This window comes from Acidovorax sp. GW821-FHT11A03 (genome assembly GCF_058809075.1).
In genome coordinates, this window is record NZ_JBXASG010000007.1 from 393,782 (window position 1) to 415,958 (window position 22,177).

Genomic DNA, 22,177 nt, shown 5'->3' on the forward strand with positions numbered 1-22,177 from the left:
CGCCTTCCAACCGCCATGACCGAACACGCCCGCCCCGTCCGCTCGCAATACGAAGACTTCATGCGCCACGTGTTCACCCACGGCGTGGAAAAATCCGACCGCACGGGCACCGGCACCCGCAGCGTTTTCGGCCACCAGATGCGTTTCGACCTGAAGGAAGGCTTTCCGCTCGTCACCACCAAGAAGGTGCACCTGCGGTCCATCATCCAGGAGCTGCTGTGGTTCCTCACGGGGTCGAGCAACAACAACTGGCTGAAAGAACGCGGCGTCACCATCTGGGACGAATGGGCGCGCGAGGACGGCGACCTGGGGCCGGTGTACGGCGTGCAGTGGCGCAGTTGGCCCACGCCGGACGGCGGGCACATTGATCAGATCAGCGATGTGGTCAGGACGCTCAAGACCAACCCCGATTCGCGGCGCATCATCGTGAGCGCCTGGAACGTGGCCGAGCTCGGCAAGATGGCGCTCATGCCCTGCCACGCTTTCTTCCAGTTCTACGTGGCGCCAGCACAGGAGCCCGGCGGACGCGGCACGCTCTCCTGCCAGCTGTACCAGCGCAGTGCGGACATCTTCCTGGGCGTGCCGTTCAACATCGCGAGCTATGCCCTGCTCACCCACATGGTGGCGCAGCAGTGCGACCTGGATGTGGGTGATTTCATCTGGACGGGCGGCGACTGCCACATCTACAGCAACCACCACGAGCAAGTGCAAACGCAGCTGGCGCGCACGCCCTATCCCTACCCGGTGCTGAACATCAAGCGCCGCCCCGGCAGCATCTTCGACTACCAGTACGAGGACTTCGAAGTGGTGGACTACCAGTGCCACCCGGCGATCAAGGCCCCCGTGGCCGTGTGATCACGCACCAGCCCTCCTTGAGACCCCACACCTCCTGAGCCCCAGGGCCAGGTGCAGCAGCGCCCAGCCCGCATCCACCCACAACCACCACCACGAGCTTTCATCCATGTCTTCCGGCGGATTTCACGTACACGGCCCCCACGACCACGCGGTGGAGCATGCCACCCACGGCCACCATGACGACGCCACGGCCAGCCACGGCAACGACGGCAATGGCTCGTCCATGAACAAAATCGCGATGTTCACCGCCATCGTGGCCACGGTGGGCGCGATCTTCTCGTACATGGGCGGCGCCACGCAGGCCAACGCCGGGCTGCTCAAGAACGACGCGGCCATCAAGAAGACCGAGGCCTCCAACCAGTGGAACTACTTCCAGTCCAAGAGCACCAAGCAATCCCTGGCCGAACTGGCCCGCGACCTGGCACCCGATGACCGCAAGGCCGGCTACCAGACCAAGGTGGAGCGCTACGAAACCGAGAAGAACGAGATCAAGGTGGCCGCCGAGAAGCTCGAGGCCGATGCCCACGAATTCGACCGCAAGAGCGAAGCCCAGATGCACCAGCACCACCGCTGGGCCCAGGCCACCACGGCGCTGCAGGTGGCCATCGCGCTGGCCGCCATTGCGCTGCTCACCAAGAAAAAATGGCTGGAATACGGCATGTACGGCGTGGCCGCCGTGGGCCTGGGCGTGGGTGCCCTCGCCGCCTTGCACATCTGAAAAACAAGGACGTCCCGCCATGCCAGTGCACCTCATCTACGCCCGCGCCGCCAACGGTGTGATCGGCAAGGACAACGCCCTGCCCTGGCACCTGCCGGAGGACATGGCGCACTTCAAGCAGCTGACGCAGGGCTGCCCCGTGGTGATGGGCCGCAAGACCTGGGATTCGCTTCCGGCGCGTTTTCGCCCCCTTCCGGGCCGTACCAACATCGTGGTGACGCGCCAGCACGACTGGCAGGCCGAAGGCGCCCGGCGCGCCGAGAGCCTGGACGCTGCGCTGGCGCAGTGCGATCCCCGCCAGACGGTGTGGGTGATCGGCGGCGCGCAGATTTACGCCGAGGCCCTGCCGACGGCAGACCGGCTGGAGGTGACCGAGATCGCCCGGGACTTCGAGGGCGACGCCCACGCGCCAGTGCTAGGCACAGCCTGGACCGAGGCCGCCCGCAGCGACCATGTGAGCACCAACGGCCTGCCCTTCAGTTTTGTGAGCTACGTGCGCGCGGCGGATTGAGTCCCTCTTCGGCGGGCACGTGCCCTTCCCTTCCCCTTGCACCCAGCTATGGGGTGGCTGACGGGGCTTTTGCAGGCGTCTGGTCGCGCGACGGATCGGGCGTCTGTGCGGGCGTGAGGGCCGGAGCGGGTGCCGGTGTTTCCGCCGGCGTCTGCGCGGGCGGGGGAGCTGGCGTCTGGGCCGGCGTCTGCACCGGCGTGGAGGCAGGGGTCAACGCAGGCTGCAAGCCAGGCACCACCGCAGGAGTGTTCACCCCCTGGGCACCTGCAGCCGCGGCCCCCATGGCCAGAACGCAAGCCAGCGCTTGCTGGTGAATGGATGGCATGGAGTTCTCCATCGGGAACAGATTTCCAGTGTCTGCGGAACGGCGGCCGCGAAGCGTCGGACAAATGCCCGTGGTCCCTAGGAAGAGGACACTATCGGTCGCCGGAGCCGCCTATCTGTTGCCCAGCGCGAACGCGTGCACCCTGCTGCGCTGCATTGACAGGGGCCGTACACACCAGCAAGGCGGCTCGCATCTTCAGTTCGTACCCCTCACGGCGCTCGATCTCGGCCTGCGCGGCCCGGATGAACTCATCCACCGTGGCACCCGGCCGCAGCAGCTCGGTGGGCATCATCGGCCGATCGGGCACGGGTTCTTTGCATTCCATGGGCAGGGCCACGTTCACACGCTGCATTTCAAGGCGTGGGGCCGTGGCACAGCCCGAAAGCCACGTGCAGCAAGCCATCAAGGCAATAGCTGTCTTCATGGCTTCGACCTCCCCTTCAGCCAGCCATCCACCCGAGCCTGGGCGCTGGCACATGCGTCGCCCGGCACGGGGGCGGGCGTGAACAGAATCTTGTCTGCACGCTGGTTGTGCCATTGCGCCGCGCTGGCCGCTGCCGTGCGCGCAGATGCCGCGTCGCGGGCCCGTTGGCTGGCCAGCTTGCGCAAGTCGTCCACGGCATTGCTGCATTCACTGGCCATTTGCCGAGCACCATCACGCTGGCCCTGCATATCGCGCAGCGCGGTCTGTGCCTTGGCAGTGGCGTCGCGCTGGCCCAGATAGGCCCAGCCCAGCAGGGCATTCGCGGCCAGGCTCAACAGAACGACGGTTTGCCCGGGACTCATGGTTGCGCCTCCGTGATCAGGCCTGCGCTGAAATGCCCGTCCCTGCCCCATTCCACGCACAGCTCGCGCGTGGTGGCGCGCCGGTCCTGCAGGCCGGGCAGCACCACGGACTGGCCGTTGGCGGTGCCGCGCACCCATCGGGGCATCTGCTCGCACATGCCCACCAGGTTGCCCGAATTGCCCAGGCGAACAAGCGTGGTTCCGTCCAGCACCGAAGGCCCGAGGTTGTAGACCATATCGATCAGACTGACACGCACCCAGACGTTGTAGGTGTCCCAGTGCTTGAGGCCGGCACGGGCCAGACGCTCGGCCTCGATGTACCTGGCCAGTTCCAGCCTCTTGCAATCCTCCCGCGAGTACGTACGCCCTGCCGCCACCTCCGGGCCGGTCACGCCGTTGCACACGCTGAGGGGCTGGCCCTTGCCCAGCCTGTCCACGTAGGGCGTGCCGATGTGCCTGCCGCTGCTTTCGTAGTAGCGGCCCAGCTCCATCGCCAGGATCACGGCATCGCTAGGCTGCTGCGCGGCAAAATAGGTGGCAACGCCACCGGCCGCTCCGAACGCGATGGCGAGCGCAGTCTCGACCAGGCGCTTGCGAATGCCCTCTTTCATTTTTGTCCCTTCAGCGTGGCCCAAAAGCCGACGCACGCTGTGCCACAGCCCACGATATAGGCCATCGGCTTTGCCAATTTGCCAAGCCAGTTCAGCACCTTGATAGCGCCCTTGAATGACTGGAATAGTTCGACCAGCTCCGCCGTGTCGGCCTTCACCGCCTGAGTGGCCAGGGTGTTGGCTTCCAGTTCTCGTCGCAGCGCTATCTGCTCCGCTTCCACGCGCGAGAGCCGCTGATCACCGTCATCAAGGCGCGCGTGGATGGTCGCGGCGGTAGTGAGGTCCACGAGGTTTCCGAAGTCGTCCTGGATCATGGCGTAGCCTCCCGCACCACCCCCTGTAAGCCCTTTCGCCACGTCTCGAAACAGCCCGGTACCAGCTCTGCCGACAGGCGCGGCGGCCTGTACCCAATGGCGTGGAGGAACCTGCGCGCACCGCGCTGCAGCACTTCGTGGCTTTGCTGGATCAAGTTCATGCAGGGCTCCCGGTGACCCGAGGGTCTGTGCAGTGCGCGCCCCCGGAAAAATAAATGGATTCTTTGCTTGAGCATGATGAATTAAACCATGGTTCATTCGAAAAATCAACTATAGTTCATTAAAAACGCGGCAATATTACAACCATGGTTGAATACAAAGAACGGCTAGAAGTGGCAATGAAGCGCGCAGGAATGGGGGCTGCCCAGCTCGCGGCTGCGATCAACATGTCCTACCAAGGCGTGAAAAAGGTAATGGACGGGAAGTCGGGGGCCTTCAGTGCCGAGAACAACTCGAAGGCAGCAGCGGCCTTGGGAGTCAATTCTGATTGGCTCGCGACCGGCGATGGAGCAATGGGAGCAGGTGGCGTTACGGTCGCATCTGCGCCACACGAAGCCCCGTCAGATGATCCTGGCGGACCACCCGATTTGGTGATTGCAGAGTTCGCGACGGGCGGCGGAATGGACAGAAAGGGCCAACTGCTCCTGGATGACCAGCCAGGCATCATCAGAAGCTGGCGCGTCAGCAATGATTGGCTGCGCCTGAATGTCCCCTCTCACACAGGTACAAGGAACCTGTGCATCGTGACCGGCTTTGGCCCCTCGATGCGACCCATGTTTAATCCTGGCGATCCGCTGCTGGTGGACATTGGTGTGAGAACGGTCAACCATGAGGGGGTGTATTTCTTCCGCGTCGGCGAGGAAGGTTTCATCAAGCTGATTCAGCGCGTGCCAGAGTTCGACGGTCCAGGCTTCAACCTCCGGATCATCTCCAAGAACCCTGACTTCCCTCCCTATGACCTCTCGCCACGGAATCCGCATTTTGAAGTGCTGGGCAAGGTGCTGACGGTATGGAGGAGCGAGCAGTACTGAGGGTTGCCCAAGCAGCCATCACTCGCGTGCCGGGCCAGAGTGTTGCCTGGGTTCCGCCAGCCCTCTGGCGGATCAAGCGAGGTAGCACCCGCGGTCATGCCGCCTTTGTTCGCAGCAGGTCTTACCGTTGACAGCCCGTGCGGGGGCGGACGCACGCGAACAGACCACCACCCGAATGCCAGCCAGAACATGCTCCCGCAGCAGGTGGCCCGTCCCGTGGCACATCACACATGCCAACGAAGTCATGCACGGGACGCACCCACAGTTTTGATAGAGCCCAAGCCATCCCACCGCCCTTGACGCGGGTTTTGGTGCCGCATGCCATCGGTGTCGACATACCAAAACTGAACCATAGTTGACACTACGATTGAACCATGGTTTAATTCTTCCATCGCACCAACAAACGCGAAACGAACCGGCCCAGACGCACACAGGGCCACGCCGACCGGAGACGCGAGGGGTTCCAGGCCTGAGGGCTGCAGCGTGGTTGGAGCGATGGGCTCACACGCATCGGCGCAGGGCTCGGCCAACCAGCCAAGGCTCCTTAAAACAGCTATCCCCGCAGATCACCGGTAACGGTGGCAGCCATTGAATTGGTAGTGGGCGCGGGCGCCGGGCGAGAGACGGTGATGAGGCGATGCAGCCAAGAACAGGAATGCATCGAAATCAGGCGGCCCCGCGTGGGATCAGCGGCCTGAGTGAGTAACGCTGGAGCCCGAGCCACCGGGGAGATGCCAGCCGCCCCCCGAATGGGGTGATTCCGGATGGCTCTACGCCAAGTCGTCTGAGATCGGGAAGAAAGACAGGGCGAATGCAGGACGTGCACAAGCACCCCTGCAACGCCTTCGCTGTGAGCGACCACGGCATTGACCAAGATCCCGCCAGCTAGCTGGCGGGGAACTAAGGAGCACGCCGAACATGCAAGAAGTGAGATGCGCCAGCTGCAACCGCAAGCTGGCAGAAGGACTGTTTCAACAACTGAACATCAAGTGCCCGCGTTGCGGAACGCTGAATTCCATGAGGGTCGAGAACCCCTCCCCTTCGAGAGTCGAGAACTCCGAACCAGAGTGCCAGCGAGCGCCTTCATCAACTTTGACGTAAAGGCAATCAACATGACTATCCCAATCGGCGGCAACCACTTCATCACCTGCACCAAAAACGGTGTGGAATTCGAGTACGGTCCCAGCCTGGGCGGCTCGCCCACATCCCATCGCGATCTCACGATGCACATCAATCTGAGCACATTCTTTGGCAGCACCCTCTACAGCGGCGCGCATGCCGCATTCGCCTTTGACACCAGCGGTGTCAATGCGCACAGCTTTCCCATCACACGCCACGGGGAGCGTCTCTATTGTTTTGGCCGGGGCTTCGCCTTCTTTCCGGACGGACGCATCTACTTCGAGCGCTGGGGCGTGGCGCCGACGACCGAATGCATGGCAGTCGTCACGCGCCCCGCAGCGACGACCTGGGAAATGATACGCCCAGCCGGCACGGTCTACAGCCGCTTCCGGCTGCGAGTCATCCTAGGGATGGACGGGTCCATGCAATACAACATCGACGGCTACGCAGCCGGGTCAGACACGCCCATCTTCTTGCTGTGGGGCGAGCAGACCGCCGCCAGTGGCAAGGCGACTTTGCCCTCCTACACCGGCACATTTGCGGCCGGCTTTATCAATGGCTTCGATGACGGCTCTACGGCCCCATGCCCCAAGCCCTGGGTGGAGCCAGTCAACACGACCAGCGCCGGAAAGGAAATCAGCGTCTGGGTGTCTTCCTATACCCAGGTCTGACGGTTTCAGCGCCAAGTAAAAAACCGCCCTCAGCGCACCGGCCAATTCCGACCTCTGAGGGTCACGCCCCCATTGATCGAGAGCAGAGAGCTCCGAGCTTGAGTGCCATCGAGCGCCTTCTTCAACAACCTAAAAGCAAACCTCCATGACTCAACACACCCAAGTTCTGATCGCCGACGGCCAAGTTACCTCAACCAATCCCAACTGGTGGGCCATCTACTACGCGAACGCCAGCGGCATTCCAGTGGTACCCGGTTCCCGCCGCGCGCTCAACACGAACCCTAACATCATCGTATTCGATAACACCGGCAAGCCTGCGAATTACAACGCGCAGAACAACCGCCACACCATTGCGATGGATGTGAAGTTCACAGGGGGTCAGCTCAATGCCAATCACATGGGCATCGCAGCCCGCCACAAGGGTTCCAACCAATCCCCACATGTTCCCGGCGACAACAGAGCTGCAGCACTGATCGCCGGCAACTGGGGCTTCGGTGGTGGAAATCTCGCATTGGAAGAAATCGAGATCAAGAATGACTTTTCCAATGGGGACTCGCACACTCCTTATGCGGGCAGCACGCTCGCAATCGGACGTATACAAGAGGATCGCTGGTATCGCTTGGCGATCGACAGCATTTGCTACAACGGCCTCATCGGCCACGAACTGCGCGTGTGGGACAAAGCTGCCAACCAGATGGTCTATTCGCTGGCAGGGACCTTTTGGTCAAGCTACACAGGCAATTACACGGCGCGTGATGCGGGCAACGTGACACTGTTCAACATTGCCAACGCTGCGGTTCCCAATGCGGGCTTTCACTTTACCAATCTCGTCAGCCACTGGACCAACGGCAACGAGTGGGTTCCCAATCCCTAGTGCGTAATTGACCGATGCCAGAGCTACAAGCGTGAACACGGGATGATGGCCCTTGCAAGAGGGTCATCGTTACACGCCAAAGGTTTCTTCAGAGGCTCTAGCCGTGAAATTACGGGGTTCGACTCCCCAGATGGTTCTGTGACGGGTTCACTGCCCCTGGTTGACGAGTATCCGCCCCGTCAAAAGATACCACCAGTCTCCACGGACGGTTGACTCGAAGACGTGGCGGTATGGCAGTCCGATGCACCAAGAATGGCCGGACCCGACGGCGCCTGACAGATGGGAAGCCCCAGCCCTGCTGGCCATTTGTCCGCAACAAGAATAAGAGTCTTCTGGACGGCCGCAGTCGCGGCGACTGCGCTCACCTGCATCCACAAGCGCGAACCGGGAGGGAACCCTTAGCAGCAACTTACCGTCACCGCTCAACGCATCGCCCATCTACACGCAAGTTGATGCGTCCTAAAACGCCCCGTGCGCCTCAAGATGGATGGCGACGCAATACGCCGCTTTTACAGCCGCGCCTGAGAGCCCCCTTCCAACATCTTCTCAGCTCAACCGGTAGGCCCCCACTGCGCACGCTACCCACGGTGTAGCTGCTCTTTGTTGTCAGTCAGCCCGCCTCCGCGTGAGTTTTCTAGCCTTCAGATATAGGAGCTCCACATGGACAACATGAACAGCACGATGCGCCAGTACATCTTGCCGATAGCGCCAGCGCCCGTCACCCTTGATAAGCTGTTGGTTCTGCGTGCACAGGCTTGGGCCGAGATCCGGCAGTTCGAGCGCCACAGCAGTACCGCCGACCGCGCACTGATGGATCAGCAGGAGCACTTCCATGCCACAGGATTGATGTGAGCACCCGGACACGTCTCCACACTCAGCCGCCGGTTTGCTGCGATGACGATGCCTTCAGGTGCCAATGCGCATGGAAGACACCGTGATCACCGAAGCCGTGCGAGGCAAACGAATGGCAGAAGGCCATGCAGTGATCCACGAATATCTGGAAACCTTTGGGGCCGACAATCATGGATAGGATTCATGCCCACGGAGAAGAATTCATGGACACCCACATGAATGCCTGCACAGAGCAGCCAGAACAACCCGGCCAACCTTGCAAGCCATTGATTATTAAAAGGATTTCCCAATGCAAATAGCCACCTGGAACGTGAATTCCCTGTCGGTGCGCCTGCCCCAGGTGCTGGCCTGGCTGGAGGCCAATCCGGTGGATGCCCTGTGCCTGCAGGAACTCAAGCTGACCGACGACAAATTCCCGCACGACGCGCTGAAGGAGGCCGGTTACGAAGCGGTGACCTTCGGCCAGAAGACCTACAACGGCGTGGCCATCCTGAGCCGGCATCCCCTGCGGGACGTGGTGCGCAACATCCCGGGCCACACGGACGAACAGGCCCGCGTCATCGCCGCCACGGTGGACACCCCCTCCGGCGCATTGCGGCTGGTCAACTGTTATTTCGTCAATGGACAGGCCCCTGGCACGGAAAAGTTTGCGTACAAGATGCTGTGGCTTACGGCGCTGCACCGTTGGCTGCGCGAGGAGTTGCGGGCCCACCCGCGGCTGGCGCTGCTGGGCGACTTCAACGTCGCGCCGGAAGACCGCGACTCATTCGACCCGGTGGGCCTGAAGGACACGATCCACCACACGGTGGAAGAGCGCCAGCACTTCCAGGATTTGGTTGCGCTCGGCCTGACCGATACCTTCCGCATGTTCGAGCAACCTGAAAAAACCTATTCGTGGTGGGACTACCGCATGCTCGGCTTCCAGAAGAACCGGGGCCTGCGCATCGACCACATCCTGGTGAGCGAGGCCCTGCGCCCGACGGTGACGGCGTGCGTGGTGGACCGCGCTCCGCGCAAGAACCCCCAGCCCAGCGACCATGCACCGGTGGTGCTCACGATGGCGTGACGTGTTGGCAAGGCGGCTGCCCTGCTGCCGGCGCGCCCGCAGCACGTCCACCGGCCAGGGCGCACGCCGGGCAGGCCACAACAAGGCTGCAAGGATTTCTCCTTGCAGCCTTTGCTGGTTCATGCACGGGCAAAAGACGCGCCATGGGCCCCGCCGGCGGCCCTTGCATGCGCCACGGGCCGGAGCCCGGGGGTGCAGCCGTCCGATAGGATCCGATCAGGTGTTCGAGTACGAATCGCGCAGGCCACGCACTTCATCATGGTTGCGCTGCGCCCCCTGGGACTGGCGTTCCACCAGGGCCCGTACATCGGCGGGCAGTGCCGACTTCAAGGCCTTGCGGTAGCGCGCCACGGCAGCGTCCTCGCCGCGCTCGCACTCTTGCAGCACCGCCTTGTCATCGTTGATGGACAGCGCCGACTTGACCGACACCCAGCCCCGGTGCAAAGCCCCGGCCACGGTACCGCCCGAGGCCGGCTCGCCACCCAGGCGGCGGACTTCGCTTTCCAGCTCGGTGGCGGCGGCGGCGCATTCCCGCGCATGGCGCTGGAACACCCCCTTGAGTTGCGCCGAATTGGCGCGCTCGGCACAGGCGGTGAAACCATACTCCCCGTCGCGCGCCGATTCCAGCAGATCGTTGAGAACGTCCACCGTGTCTTCGTTGTCCGCCACGTCCAGCGGAAGCTCGTTGTTGACGCGGGCGCTGGATACGCGGTCCCACGCGGCGCGGGCGGCAGGACGGGCATCCGTCCAGGCCAGGCCGTCCGAATGGCGGGCACGCCAGTCGTCCGCCAGGCGGGGTTCGACGGCCTCAAAGTCGCCTTCGTAGCGGTCTACGGAAGACCAGCCCAGTTCGTAGGCAGGGCGGTATTGGTCGTACGTGCGGCCACCCACGTAGTAGGGCTCGCGGTGGTAGCGTTCGCGCCAGTAGGCGTCTTCATCCGTGGGGTTGACCGCCTCGGCGGCAGCCTTGCCAGCCAGGCCGCCGGCCACGGCGCCCGCCACACCGCCAATGGCTGCCCCCACGGGGCCGCCAAAGGCACCCGCAGCCGCCCCAGCGGCCGCCCCACCCATCGCGGCCCCCACGCCGGTGCCGACGGGATGGGCGCCCGGCTCGTTGGTCAAGGGGTCACGGTTGGCATCGTTGAAATCCGACATAGAAGCTCTCCGGTTGGTTAACAGTGAGTTCATTGTTGGATTCACCCCCGCCGCCCCGGGTCGGTCCATGGAGTGCTTGCGTGTAGGACACCGACCAGCACGCCGCGCCCTCGCCACAGGCTGGGGCGATGCGAACCGTCCGGCGCCTTTCTGCAAGAGGCGCAGCCACACCAATACGCTATATTTTTAATAGCATACAGCGCTTAAAAATAAAGCGCTGCAGGCCAATTTCACCCTTCATCTGGCGCATCCAGGCCCAGCTCCTGGATCTTGCGCGTGATGGTGTTGCGGCCAATGCCCAGGCGCTGGGCGGCCTCCATGCGGCGGCCATGCGTGGCGGTGAGCGCGGTGCGGATGAGCCGTGACTCGAATCGCCGCGTCAGGGCATCCCACACCTCGGGCTGGCCACCCGCGAGCAGTTTCTGCGCTTCGGTCTCCAGCGCCTGTTCCCAGCCGTGGCCGACAGGGGCCGCAACCGGCGCCGCGGACACCTCCGGAACCACCGGCCAGGCGGCCGCCCCGGGGGCCACGCTGACTGGCGCAATGGCCGGGGCCACGGGCGGGTGCAGTCCACCAACGCGCTCAGCCGGCACAGCGGCCACGGGGCCCGCATGCGGGAGAGGAGGCACACCGGCGGAAGGCTGCAGCTGCTGCGCGGCAGGCTCGGTGGTGGCGCCTGCACGCGGCACGGGTTGATGGACGGGGGCTTCCAGCACTTCGGGCGGCAGGTCCTGCAGGGAAATGACCTGGGCAGGTGCCATCACAGTGAGCCAGTGGCAGATGTTCTCCAACTGCCGCACATTGCCCGGAAAGGCAAACTGCTCGAGCCGCGCGAGGGCCGAATCTGCAATGCGCTTGGGCTCCACCCCCAGTTGCCGCGCGCTTTGCTGCAGGAAGTGGCGCGTGAGCACGGGCACATCCTCATGCCGCTCGCGCAGCGCAGGAAGGCGAAGGCGGATGACGTTGAGGCGGTGGAAAAGGTCCTCGCGGAAGCCTCCTTCCTTCACGCGCTTTTCCAGGTCCTGGTGGGTCGCGGCAATCACGCGCACGTGGGCCTTCACGGCCGCATGGCCACCGACGCGGTAGAACTGGCCGTCCGACAGCACGCGCAACAGGCGCGTCTGCAGGTCGAAGGGCATGTCGCCGATTTCATCGAGGAACAGGGTGCCGCCCTCGGCCTGCTCGAAGCGGCCGCGCCGCTGCGTCTGCGCGCCCGTGAAGGCGCCGCGCTCGTGGCCGAAGAGCTCGGACTCGAGCAGATCCTTGGGGATGGCGGCGGTATTGATGGCCACGAAGGGCCCGTCGGCGACCGGCGAATGCTTGTGCAGCGCGCGCGCCACCAGCTCCTTGCCCGAACCCGATTCGCCCGTGATGAGCACGGTGACCTGGCTCTGGGAGAGGCGGCCGATGGCGCGGAACACGTCCTGCATCGCGGGCGCCTGCCCGAGCATCTCGGGCGTCTCGGCCTGGCGCTCTTCCGTCACCTCTTCGCGCTGGCTTTCCTCCACCGCCCGGCGGATCAGCTCCACCGCCTTGGGCAGGTCGAAAGGCTTGGGCAGGTACTCGAAGGCGCCGCGCTGGAAGGCGGATACGGCACTGTCCAGGTCGGAGTACGCCGTCATGATGATGACGGGCAGCCCAGGCTGCAGTTCGCGCACCTTTTCCAGCAACTGCAGGCCCGAGCCGCCGGGCATGCGGATGTCGCTCACCAGGACCTGGGGCCCTTGGCGCGCGGGGTCGCCAGCGGTGATGTCGGCCAGCGCATCGAGCACCTCGCGCGGGTGCGTGAAGCTGCGCGTGGGCAGGTTTTCGCGCGCCAGCGCCTTTTCCAGGACGAAGCGGATCGAGGGGTCGTCATCTACTATCCAGATCGGCTTCATATGTTTTTCTTACCTTCCCTGTGGTTGCGTGTCAGGGACCATCGTGCGCTTTCAAGGCAAGGGAATCAGGATGCGGAAGTCGGTGCGACCCGGCACGCTGTCGCATTCGATCAACCCATGATGGCGCTGCACGAAGGTTTGCGCCAACGTGAGCCCCAGCCCTGACCCGCCATCCCGACCCGACACCAGAGGGTAAAAAATACGCTCCTTGATCGTGTCGGGCACGCCCGGTCCGTTGTCGATGACATGCAATTCCAGTGCCAGCCGGTAGCGCTGGCGACCAAACGTTACTTGTCGGGCCACACGGGTGCGCAGGGTGATGACCGCGTCGCCGGCCGCGATGCGATCGGTCAGCGCCTGGGCCGCGTTCTGCACAATGTTCAACAGCGCCTGGATGAGCTGGGCGCGGTCGCCGCGGAATTCTGGGATCGAGGTGTCGTAGTCGCGCTGCACGCGCAACCCCTGCGGGTACTCCACCAGCACCAGCGAGCGCACGCGCTCGCACACTTCGTGGATGTTCACGTCGCCCACCAGGTGCGGGTGGCGGTGTGGCGCAAGCAGCCGGTCCACCAGGCTTTGCAGACGGTCGGCCTCGTGGATGATGACCTGGGTGTACTCGGTGAGCTCGCGGCTCTCGAGCTCCATCTCCAGCAGCTGGGCGGCACCACGGATGCCGCCCAGGGGGTTCTTGATCTCGTGGGCCAGGTTGCGGATGAGCTCCTTGTTGGCCTGGGCCTGGTCGAGCAGGCGCTCCTCGCGGTCCTGCCGCGCCTGCTGCTCCAGCGGCCACAGCTCGACGAGGATCTCGCCCACCTGCTCGGCGTCGGCAACGTTCACATGCACGGGCACCGGGTCCTGGTGCAGGCGCTTGAGGCTCGCCTCATACCGCAAGGCGGCAAAGTCCTTGCCCCGGGCACCTGCCAGCGCGGTCTGCAGCAACGCGGGATCGGTGAAAAAGGTGGAGAAGTCCACGCCTTCCAGGGTGCGGCGCGAGAGGCCGAGCGTGTTTTCCAGTGCCGCATTGGCAAATTGCACGGCGCCATCGGCGCGCAGCACGGCCACCAGGGTCGACATCAGATCCAGCGAATGGAATCGCCCTGTGTCGGTGACTGGGGTGTCGGGAAAGGGCGAAGAGCTCACACGCGTGCCATGCAAGAAAAAGGAAGGTGACTTAGTTGGCGGGCGGCAGGCGTGCGATCTCGCGCTTGATGCCGGCAATGTCGCTTTCGCTGCGGGCCACGTTGGCCTTGAGCTCCGCCGTGCGTTCCATGTAGCGCTGGGGGTTGCGCAGATCGAGGGCATTGCGCTCTGGCGCGCCGCCGTTGTATTCCTTCACCAGCTCGGCATGGCGGGCCTCGGCCTTGCGCAGTTCGGATTCGAGAATGGCCCGCGCATCGGCATCGCGCGCTTTCTGGTCGTTGCTGTTGGCCCGGGGTGCATTCGAAGGTGCCGCCGTTGCCGCAGGCGTGCCGCCGCCCGAGGGCGCCGGGGCCGCCGACGCCGGCCGGGTGCCCTGCACGACGGTGACATTGCCGCCTTCCACCAGCTTGCATCCCCGCTCCTTGGCCTGGGCGGCGTTGTTGGTGTATTCGTTGCCACAGCGGTAGATGCGGTCTTGCGCCCACGCGGCCGGTGCCGTCGCGGCGATGAGTAACAGGGTGATGAGCGTTTTCTTCATTCGGTTTCCTCGCACTGCCATGCAGGGGTCAGGGGAGTATCCACCAATCACCATGCATCGCCAATCCAACACCAGCAGGCCCTCGCAGGGCTTTGTACATGGATGCAACGGCCCCGGGATTGGTTTCACCAGCCTCTCCGGCCCCATGAAAAAAGGCGGCCAAGGCCGCCTTTTTGGTGAGCAACAGCCTGCAGGGAGGCGATTACAGCGAGTAGTACATGTCGTACTCGACAGGGTGAGGCGCCATGCGGAAACGCGTGACTTCGCCCATCTTGAGCTCGATGTACGCGTCGAGCATGGAGTCGGTAAAGACGCCGCCCTTGGTAAGGAAACCACGGTCCTTGTCCAGATACTCCAGGGCCTGGTCCAGGCTGTGGCAGACGGTGGGCACCAGCTTGTCTTCTTCGGGTGGCAGATGGTACAGGTCCTTCGTGGCGGCTTCGCCCGGATGGATCTTGTTTTCCACGCCGTCCAGGCCGGCCATCATCAGGGCCGAGAAGGCCAGGTAAGGGTTGGCCGATGGATCGGGGAAGCGCGCTTCGATGCGGCGGCCCTTGGGGTTGGCGACGTAAGGAATGCGGATCGAGGCCGAGCGGTTGCGGGCCGAGTAGGCCAGCTTCACAGGGGCTTCGAAGCCGGGCACCAGGCGCTTGTACGAGTTCGTGCCGGGGTTGGTGATGGCGTTCAGGGCGCGTGCGTGCTTGATGATGCCGCCGATGTAGTACAGCGCGAAGTCCGACAGGCCGGCGTAGCCGTCGCCCGCGAACAGGTTCTTGCCGTCCTTCCAGATGGACTGGTGCACGTGCATGCCGGAGCCGTTGTCGCCAGCGTAGGGCTTGGGCATGAAGGTAGCCGTCTTGCCGTAGGCGTTGGCCACGTTCCAGACCACGTACTTCAGGACCTGGGTCCAGTCAGCGCGCTCGACCAGCGTGCTGAAACGCGTGCCGATTTCGTTCTGGCCAGCGCCCGCCACTTCGTGGTGGAACACTTCGACCGGGATGCCCAGGGATTCGAGGATCAAGGACATTTCGGCGCGCATGTCCTGCGTGCTGTCGACAGGAGGCACGGGGAAGTAGCCGCCCTTGACGGTGGGACGGTGGCCGCGGTTGCCACCTTCGAGCTTGGCGCCCGAGTTCCAGGGGGCTTCGTACTCTTCGATCTCGAACATGACCTTGCCGGGTTCGTTGGACCAGCGCACGCCGTCGAAGATGAAGAATTCTGGCTCGGGGCCGAAGAAGGCCGTGTCGCCCAGGCCGGAGGCCTTCAAGTAGGCTTCAGCGCGCTTGGCGATGGAGCGTGGGTCGCGGTCGTAGGCCTTGCCGTCACCGGGTTCGATCACGTCGCACTGCAGGAACAGCGTGGTTTCTTCGAAGAAGGGGTCGATGTTGGCGGTGCTGGGGTCGGGCATGAGCTGCATGTCCGAGGCTTCAATGCCCTTCCAGCCAGCCACGGACGAACCGTCGAATGCGTGGCCGGACGTGAACTTGTCTTCATCGAAGTGGGACACCGGCACGGTCACGTGCTGTTCCTTGCCCCGGGTATCGGTAAAACGGAAGTCAACGAACTTGACTTCGTTCTCCTTCACCATCTTCATCACGTCTGCAACGGTCTTGGCCATCAGGTTCTCCTGGGTAAAGCGCTTGTTGAAAAAAGAATTTGTGGAAATAAAAGCAGTTTGCGTGCCAGCTGGGTGCAGCCGCCGCACTATGAAGGAGCACTACGGACTGCAGGCCGATAGGACATTTGCGAGATTGCACCAATAAGGTGCACAACAACGATCAACACCAAGCATCACAAATTGCGCACCAATTCAGGGCCACACTCCGCACCAAAACTGTGCAATCCCGTCTTGAGATCCTGCCAGGCGGCCGGGACCAAGGGAGCAGGACCTTTGACGCCCAGTTCGATGTGCCGCCCGTATTGTGGATGATCCACGCTGGGTAAGCTGAACACCCGGATCTCGGGGTGCGATTTTTCTATGCGCTCCATGAGAGGTGTCAATGCTGCCTCCATGGCGCCATAGACCACCACCGACTGCTCGACCTGGGGAGCACGGTTGAACAGGTCTGCATAGTGGTGGTCGAGCACCCATTCGATCATGGGCCAGGCCATGACCGGGAATCCGGGCACGAAATGGACGGCACCGCCGCCAACGCCCTCGCAGCTGAAGCCGGGAATCTTGTTGTAGGGATTGGGGATGATGCGGGCGCCTGCGGGAAAGACGCCCATGTTGAGCCGGTGCACATTGTCCGGCCGCTCGGCTTCGTATGGCACACCTTGCTCCCGCGCAACGTCCTGCATGCGTTCGCGGATCAACGCCTCGGCCTCGGCATGCAGAGCCAGCTCACGGCCCAGGGCGCTTGCCGCGCATTGGCGGGTGTGGTCATCGGGCGTGGCACCGATGCCTCCGCAGGAGAACACCACATCGCCCGAGGCAAAGGCCCGCCGCAGTGTCGCGGTGATGCGGTCCGGGCTGTCCCCGACGTAGTCCGCATACGACAGCGACAGGCCGCGAGCCGAGAGCAGTTCGATGACTTTGGGCATGTGCTTGTCGGCGCGCTTGCCCGACAGGATTTCATCGCCCACGATGATCAGGCCGAAAGAGGGAGTCATGGGGAAGGGGTTCCGTGGATGGGAGATGGCGTCGGAGGCGCTGCGAGTGCCGCCGGGGCTGCGAGTGCCGCCGGGGCTGCGGCAGCAGGAGGCGACTCGGCACTGGCGTCCGGTCCGCGCACCAGCTCCTTCGCCGGCGCAAGGATCGGGGGCGCCTCAGCGGCCACCGGCCCCGCAGCCTCTTGCCGCAGGCGTGCCAGCGCGGCCAGGCAGTAGTGCGCGAACCACAGCGATGAAAATGCGAAAACGAGGGTGTAGATCCAGATCGCCAACGGCACCAGGATGAAAAAGGCCGCTGCAAACACCACCCCCGAGGCCCATACGATGCTGGGCGCAGCGCCGAGGTAGCCCGTCAGGATGCCAATGCCCAGCAGGCTGCTGCGGTGGCGGCGAAAAATAGCCTGCCGCTCCTCCTTGCTGGCATGGTCGGCCAAGGCATCGAAAGCCATCACCCGGTAAGTAAGCCACCCCCAGATCAAGGGCGGCAGGATGAGCACCAGCGGCGGCACCAGCCACAGGGGCACCGACACCACCAGGGCGATCAATGCCAGCAACGTGGAACTGACCGACCACACCACGCTGGCGATGAAGGAGCCGCCCTTCTTGCGCTCCAGGGCCGGAAAGCGCCGGTCGGCCACCAGCGCCACCAGTGCAGGCGTCATGAGCACCGCCACCACCAGCAGGGAAACCACCACCAGCGCGGGTGCCACCGCCAGGATCACCATCAGTGGCGCCACCACCGAAGTGACATCTCCCAACCCCCAGCCCTGTAGCCAGCTCCAGAAGCTGGCCAGGAGGGCGGAGGCGTCCAGCAGTGCGCGCATTCCCCGCACGGCGCCGTCCCAGTAGAAGTACCCCAAGCCCAGCGCCAGCGCCACCATCAGCACGAGCGGCAGCACGGACAGGGCAATCACACGCGGGCGCAGGCAGTAGGCAGCGGCGCGCCAGAAAGAATCAAACAGAAGTCCCATGCCGGCAAGCATACCGTCTTGACCGTCCGCAGGGGCTTTCAAGCCTTGCCGAGCAGCCGCAGCAAGCCACGCCATTGCTGCGACCAGAAACCCTTGCCGTAGTCCCGCACCTGCCCGGTCGGCCCCGCTTCCACCTGGTCGCGCACACCCGTCGGATCGAAGCGCAGCTCGAAATTGGCGGTGCGCATCAGAATGTCCCACCAGGGCAGCAGCACTCCGAAGTTGTGGCCGCCCAGGACGGTGCGATACCTTGCGCGCCCCGCGCTCGCCCCCTCACCCGGCAGCGGCTTGATGGTTTCGTGGCCGATCCCAATGCTGTGGTGCAGGCGGTGAAAGCGCGGGCTCACCCACAGCCGCTCACCCCAGCGGCCAAACCACAGACGCACGTTGGCATGCTGAAAGCTCTCGCTGAGCTGCGTGATGGCGACGATGGCGATGAACTGCCCCGGCGCGACCCCGATGAGTTGCGCCACCACCACGAGAATCGTGTCGCGCAGCAGGTCATCGAGCAGGTGGTTACGGTTGTCGCTCCACATGGTCATCTGGCGCTGCGCATGGTGCAGGGAATGAAGGCGCCACCACCATTCAAAATGGTGCTGCCCCCGGTGAATCCAGTAGTCCACGAAATCGAACACCACCAGATACAGCAACAGGCTGACCCAGGGTACATCGGTGATACCGGGCCAGAGGCCATCGAGCTGGAATGTGCTGATGCCCGCCACCCGCAAGGCGCCGAAGAACGAATCCGCCAGCGGGTCCACCGCCAGGAACAGGCCCAGCCGGAACAGGCCCAGCCGGTGAATCAGCGTGTAGAGAATGTCGGTGCGGATCGTCGCCCGGTCGGTCACGGCCTCCACCGGCCGCCAGCGCTGCAGCGGGCCAATCACCGCGGCGATCACCACGAGCTGCAAAAGACCCACCAGTATCCAGCCCGCGGCCTCGTAGCCGCTTTCAAGCTGGTTCCCCAGTCCCATGGCGAACATCGCTGGCTGCAACAGGCTTTCAAAAAGCCATTGCTGAGCCGCATCAAATCCGTTGCCTAGCCACCCCATCGCGTCACGCGCCCTCCGTACCGCCGGCCCCGCCTGCGCTCAGGCGGCGGCCGTGCACAACCCAAACAATCCCTGCCGCCATGATCTCAGCGCCCCTTCCCGGGTGCATAGTCAGGATGCTCGCGCAATGTGCGAAAGCAAAACCCCCGCTCCTTGAGGCCCACGATCAGCGGCTCCAGCACCGCCGGCGCCCACGGGTCCTTGCGCGACCAGATGCCCAGGTGGGCCAGCAGGATGTCGCCACTGCGCACCTCGCGCAAGGCCTTGTGCAAGAGCGCGGCGTTGCTGGCCTTCTCACTGGGCAATTCGTCTCCCAGGAACCCCGCCGGGGACCACCCCACATGCGTGAAGCCGCATGCGCGCGCACTGGCGAGCAGCCGTGGCGATGTCTTGCCCCCCGGCGCGCGAAACAGAGGCAGGGGAGTCTTGCCCGTCAGCACCTGCAACCGGTCCGCGGCCCGGGCGATCTCTTCGCAATACCCGGCGGCCGTCAGCACGAAATCCTGCCCCTCTCGAGGCCCTGCCGAGGGACGCACGCGGAACGAAGGGTTTTCTACCGTGCCAAGGTCGGCGCGCCAGTACGTGTGGTCCCAGGTGTGCGAGGCAAACTCATGCCCTTCTGCCGCGCGTGCGCGCCACCACGAAGCCCAGTGGGCGCCCAGGCTGCCATCGCCTTCCTGGGTCCGCTCATTGGCGGCAAAGAACGTCACGCGCACCTGCTGGCGCGCCAGAACCTCCGCGACCAGAGGCGCGACGGCCATGTGGCCCGTGTCAAAGGTGAGGTAAACAGGAGTTTTACAGTCGTTTTGGGCATTGGCGCCTGATATACATGCGCCAGATGCTATAAAAAATATAGCAACCCTGATCCCGCGGGCAAGCTGCCCCCAACCCCGGGAAAGCCGGCTACGGCCAGCCCCGCCGTTCAACGCGGCGCGTGCTGCAGCGTCCATACGCCATGGGGAGACTTGCCCACCGTGACCTGCCGCACGACCTTCTTCGTTTCAGTATCCACCACGGACAGCTTGCGCGCCCAGCGGGAACTGACATAGATGAAACGGCCATCGGCGGACACCTCCATGCAGTCGGGCCCCCCGGGAACAGGGTAGGACTCGACCACCTGCTGGGTCGTCATGTCGATCTTGCTGATCGAGTTGGCCACGCGGTTGCTGACATACAGATGCCGTCCGTCACCCGCCGCGCGGAAAGCGTGCGCCCCATTGCCCGTCTTGATTTTCTTGATGCTCACGGGTTCGCGACCGGAAACGTCGAACACCTCCACGCTGTCACTGCCAGTCAGGCCCACGAACACGCGCTTGTCGTCTGCGCTGCCGTAGACATCTGCAGGCATGGCTCCTGTTTTGATGCGCCACTTGATCGTCTGCGTCGCGATGTCGATGGCCACCAGTTCGTCGCTGTCCTGCATCGTGGAGTACACCGTGGTACTTCGGCTGTCGATCCACAAATGGCTTGGGGTGCGGGATGTGGCCACGCGCTGGACGAGAGTCAGTTCCTTGCCATCCCAGCGATAGAAGTCCACGTGGTTGAGCCGGTTGGCCGCCGTGATGAACCACTTCATGTCCGGTGTAAAGCGCAAGTGGTAAGGGTCCACGATGCCGCGGACGGTGCGTTGGACCTGTGCGGTGCGCGGATCCAGGAACGTCAGCGTATCACCCAGCGCATTGGCCACGATGATCGACTTCTCATCGGGGGTGAGATAGAGATGGTGAGGCTCCTTGCCCGTGGGAATGCGGACGGTCTCGGTCCAGGTCGCAGGGTCAATGACGCTGACGTTGGCTTCCAGGGAATTGAGCACGAACAAAGGAGGCGCTCCAGCCAGCACGCCCCCCATCGACATCCAGAGCCCACCCAGCGCAAGGTATGCGCGTGCAATCGAAAAAATCTTCACACAACCACTTTCAACACAGCATTCGAGTGTAGCGCCGCCCATGCGGATACCCCGAACAGGAACACGTAACATCCTTGATGTAGAACGGCCTTGGATCAAGAAATCAGGCTTCGAAGGGCCCGGGCCCGACATCGCGAGGGCCCGGATTCAGGTGCATCCAGCCACGAGTACCCCTCAACCAGTAGCACCAGGTTGGAATATTCTCCAAGCAGCCAAGCATCGAATACACGCGAGGGTGCTGCTGTGCGCTCCCCTCCTCTTACCTCTCAATTGGATTGAGCAAGCAAATCCAGTTCGTCGTGGCTGAGCCATTTCCACGCACCGGGGGCCAGATCGGATGGCAACTCCATCGCACCGATGCGCGACCGATGCAGCCCCTCCACGCGATTGCCAACAGCAGCGAGCATGCGCTTGACCTGGTGGTATTTTCCTTCTGTCAGCGTGAGGTCCAGCCGATGGCTCTCCACTTGCTCGCAGGCCGCTGCCCTCACCGGTTTTGGATCGTCGTCGAGCACCACGCCTGCAAGCAGCTTTGCGATCTGTCCGCCATCCACGGGGTGCTTCGTGGTGACTTGGTACACCTTGGCCACATGTTTCTTGGGCGAACTCATCCGGTGAATGAACTGTCCATCATCGCTCAGCAACAGCAATCCTGTGGTGTCCTGGTCCAGCCGGCCCACAGCCTGCACCCCTTGAACCGCACTTTTCGTAGGCCGCTGGCGCAAAGGGGGCGGCAGCAAGGTATAGATGCTTGGGTAAGTCGAAGGCTTTTGAGAGCATTCGGTGCCTGCGGGCTTGTGCAGCAACACATACGCTTTAGCGTGATAGGGCCAATCGACGCCCTGAACGCGCAGTATCAACCCTTCCGGCTCCAGCTCGGCTGCCGCGTCGGTGCACGGCTCGTAACCCTGGGTGCCGGACGACGATTCGCGCACCGATACCCAGCCCTGCTGTACCAACCCCGCGCAGACACGGCGGGTGCCAAAGCCTTGGGAATACAGAATATCTTGCAGCTGCATAACGCGGAGAAATAGAAGCTAGTTGAATGTAAACGTGCTTGCGTGCGGCCCAAAGCAAAACGCCCTTCTACTCAGCAGAGCAGAAGGGCGGTTTGGGCTGTAAGAGCCTGACGATGACCTACTTTCACACGGGAACCCGCACTATCATCGGCGCAAAGTCGTTTCACTGT

The 22,177-nt window shown here is 63.5% G+C and carries 26 protein-coding genes; 9 read left to right on the plus strand and 17 right to left on the minus strand.

From position 1 onward, the window contains the following. The first annotated feature begins 15 nt into the window (after positions 1–15). The 3 genes from AC1RVY_RS19630 (at position 16) to AC1RVY_RS19640 (ending at position 2,084) form a co-directional block, all read left to right on the plus strand. The gene (locus AC1RVY_RS19630; RefSeq protein ID WP_218297744.1) at positions 16–855 is read left to right on the plus strand and encodes a thymidylate synthase; all 840 of its coding nucleotides are present in this window, start codon (positions 16–18) and stop codon (positions 853–855) included. A 106-nt stretch (positions 856–961) separates the two neighbouring features. Further along, positions 962–1,573, plus strand: coding sequence for a DUF4337 domain-containing protein (locus AC1RVY_RS19635; protein WP_218297745.1), 612 nt, complete (start codon positions 962–964; stop codon positions 1,571–1,573). Between the two features lie 19 nt (positions 1,574–1,592). Continuing rightward, the gene (locus AC1RVY_RS19640; protein WP_492807798.1) at positions 1,593–2,084 is read left to right on the plus strand and encodes a dihydrofolate reductase; all 492 of its coding nucleotides are present in this window, start codon (positions 1,593–1,595) and stop codon (positions 2,082–2,084) included. A 46-nt stretch (positions 2,085–2,130) separates the two neighbouring features. On the opposite strand, the gene AC1RVY_RS19645 is transcribed toward AC1RVY_RS19640, so the two are convergent. The 5 genes from AC1RVY_RS19645 to AC1RVY_RS19665 all read right to left on the minus strand — a co-directional run bounded on the left by AC1RVY_RS19645 (position 2,131) and on the right by AC1RVY_RS19665 (position 4,120). Next, a complete protein-coding gene (locus AC1RVY_RS19645; protein ID WP_492807800.1) occupies positions 2,131–2,409 on the minus strand; it encodes a hypothetical protein in 279 nt (92 codons plus the stop codon). Between the two features lie 91 nt (positions 2,410–2,500). Further along, positions 2,501–2,761: a hypothetical protein gene (locus AC1RVY_RS19650; RefSeq protein ID WP_492807801.1), complete on the minus strand. Its 261-nt coding sequence runs from the start codon at positions 2,759–2,761 to the stop codon at positions 2,501–2,503. Between the two features lie 68 nt (positions 2,762–2,829). Beyond that, positions 2,830–3,195 carry a hypothetical protein gene (locus AC1RVY_RS19655; RefSeq protein ID WP_369642832.1) on the minus strand — a complete coding sequence of 122 codons (366 nt, stop codon included), beginning with the start codon at positions 3,193–3,195 and terminating at the stop codon, positions 2,830–2,832. After that, on the minus strand, positions 3,192–3,806 hold the full coding sequence (locus AC1RVY_RS19660) for a lysozyme (RefSeq protein WP_492807803.1): 615 nt from the start codon (positions 3,804–3,806) through the stop codon (positions 3,192–3,194). Before AC1RVY_RS19660 ends, AC1RVY_RS19655 begins: the two co-directional genes overlap by 4 nt. After that, a complete protein-coding gene (locus AC1RVY_RS19665) occupies positions 3,803–4,120 on the minus strand; it encodes a hypothetical protein (RefSeq protein WP_369642834.1) in 318 nt (105 codons plus the stop codon). Before AC1RVY_RS19665 ends, AC1RVY_RS19660 begins: the two co-directional genes overlap by 4 nt. 305 nt (positions 4,121–4,425) lie before the next feature. Here AC1RVY_RS19665 and AC1RVY_RS19670 point away from each other — a divergent pair, with 305 nt between their 5' ends. From AC1RVY_RS19670 to AC1RVY_RS19690, 5 genes are all read left to right on the plus strand, one after another. Then, the gene (locus AC1RVY_RS19670; protein ID WP_492807805.1) at positions 4,426–5,151 is read left to right on the plus strand and encodes a LexA family transcriptional regulator; all 726 of its coding nucleotides are present in this window, start codon (positions 4,426–4,428) and stop codon (positions 5,149–5,151) included. A gap of 918 nt (positions 5,152–6,069) precedes the next feature. Further along, a complete protein-coding gene (locus tag AC1RVY_RS19675) occupies positions 6,070–6,252 on the plus strand; it encodes a Com family DNA-binding transcriptional regulator (protein ID WP_218297593.1) in 183 nt (60 codons plus the stop codon). An 11-nt stretch (positions 6,253–6,263) separates the two neighbouring features. After that, the gene (locus tag AC1RVY_RS19680; protein ID WP_492807806.1) at positions 6,264–6,941 is read left to right on the plus strand and encodes a hypothetical protein; all 678 of its coding nucleotides are present in this window, start codon (positions 6,264–6,266) and stop codon (positions 6,939–6,941) included. Positions 6,942–7,086: 145 nt separating this feature from the next. Continuing rightward, entirely contained in the window at positions 7,087–7,815 is a 729-nt protein-coding gene (locus AC1RVY_RS19685; protein ID WP_492807808.1) for a hypothetical protein, read from the plus strand. A gap of 660 nt (positions 7,816–8,475) precedes the next feature. Then, positions 8,476–8,667: a hypothetical protein gene (locus AC1RVY_RS19690; protein ID WP_492807809.1), complete on the plus strand. Its 192-nt coding sequence runs from the start codon at positions 8,476–8,478 to the stop codon at positions 8,665–8,667. A 22-nt stretch (positions 8,668–8,689) separates the two neighbouring features. Here AC1RVY_RS19690 and AC1RVY_RS19695 read toward each other — a convergent pair whose 3' ends face one another. Then, entirely contained in the window at positions 8,690–8,839 is a 150-nt protein-coding gene (locus AC1RVY_RS19695) for a hypothetical protein (protein WP_492807810.1), read from the minus strand. A 117-nt stretch (positions 8,840–8,956) separates the two neighbouring features. On the opposite strand from AC1RVY_RS19695, the gene AC1RVY_RS19700 reads away from it, so the two are divergent. Further along, positions 8,957–9,733: an exodeoxyribonuclease III gene (locus AC1RVY_RS19700; RefSeq protein ID WP_218341552.1), complete on the plus strand. Its 777-nt coding sequence runs from the start codon at positions 8,957–8,959 to the stop codon at positions 9,731–9,733. Positions 9,734–9,949: 216 nt separating this feature from the next. On the opposite strand, the gene AC1RVY_RS19705 is transcribed toward AC1RVY_RS19700, so the two are convergent. The 11 genes from AC1RVY_RS19705 to AC1RVY_RS19755 form a co-directional block, all read right to left on the minus strand. Continuing rightward, on the minus strand, positions 9,950–10,888 hold the full coding sequence (locus AC1RVY_RS19705; protein WP_492253518.1) for a ferritin-like domain-containing protein: 939 nt from the start codon (positions 10,886–10,888) through the stop codon (positions 9,950–9,952). Positions 10,889–11,118: 230 nt separating this feature from the next. Continuing rightward, a complete protein-coding gene (ntrC, locus tag AC1RVY_RS19710) occupies positions 11,119–12,768 on the minus strand; it encodes a nitrogen regulation protein NR(I) (RefSeq protein WP_492253519.1) in 1,650 nt (549 codons plus the stop codon). A 51-nt stretch (positions 12,769–12,819) separates the two neighbouring features. Further along, on the minus strand, positions 12,820–13,842 hold the full coding sequence (gene glnL, locus AC1RVY_RS19715; protein WP_218297761.1) for a nitrogen regulation protein NR(II): 1,023 nt from the start codon (positions 13,840–13,842) through the stop codon (positions 12,820–12,822). A 97-nt stretch (positions 13,843–13,939) separates the two neighbouring features. Further along, a complete protein-coding gene (locus AC1RVY_RS19720; protein WP_218297750.1) occupies positions 13,940–14,446 on the minus strand; it encodes a hypothetical protein in 507 nt (168 codons plus the stop codon). Positions 14,447–14,648: 202 nt separating this feature from the next. Beyond that, positions 14,649–16,064, minus strand: coding sequence for a type I glutamate--ammonia ligase (glnA, locus tag AC1RVY_RS19725; RefSeq protein ID WP_218297751.1), 1,416 nt, complete (start codon positions 16,062–16,064; stop codon positions 14,649–14,651). A gap of 173 nt (positions 16,065–16,237) precedes the next feature. Continuing rightward, a complete protein-coding gene (locus tag AC1RVY_RS19730) occupies positions 16,238–17,059 on the minus strand; it encodes a competence/damage-inducible protein A (RefSeq protein ID WP_492807814.1) in 822 nt (273 codons plus the stop codon). Further along, positions 17,056–18,030, minus strand: a complete 975-nt coding sequence (locus AC1RVY_RS19735; protein ID WP_492807816.1) for an EI24 domain-containing protein — start codon at positions 18,028–18,030, stop codon at positions 17,056–17,058. The genes AC1RVY_RS19730 and AC1RVY_RS19735 overlap by 4 nt, the downstream gene beginning before the upstream one ends. 38 nt (positions 18,031–18,068) lie before the next feature. Continuing rightward, positions 18,069–19,082 carry a sterol desaturase family protein gene (locus AC1RVY_RS19740; RefSeq protein WP_218341547.1) on the minus strand — a complete coding sequence of 338 codons (1,014 nt, stop codon included), beginning with the start codon at positions 19,080–19,082 and terminating at the stop codon, positions 18,069–18,071. An 86-nt stretch (positions 19,083–19,168) separates the two neighbouring features. After that, complete coding sequence (locus tag AC1RVY_RS19745) at positions 19,169–20,032, minus strand: polysaccharide deacetylase family protein (protein WP_492807817.1); 864 nt, start codon at positions 20,030–20,032, stop codon at positions 19,169–19,171. Beyond that, positions 20,005–20,988, minus strand: a complete 984-nt coding sequence (locus tag AC1RVY_RS19750) for a YncE family protein (protein WP_218341545.1) — start codon at positions 20,986–20,988, stop codon at positions 20,005–20,007. Before AC1RVY_RS19750 ends, AC1RVY_RS19745 begins: the two co-directional genes overlap by 28 nt. A 266-nt stretch (positions 20,989–21,254) precedes the next feature. Beyond that, positions 21,255–22,007 (minus strand): 16S rRNA pseudouridine(516) synthase, encoded by a 753-nt coding sequence (locus AC1RVY_RS19755; protein ID WP_218341544.1) that lies wholly within the window; start codon positions 22,005–22,007, stop codon positions 21,255–21,257. Positions 22,008–22,177: the final 170 nt, after the last annotated feature.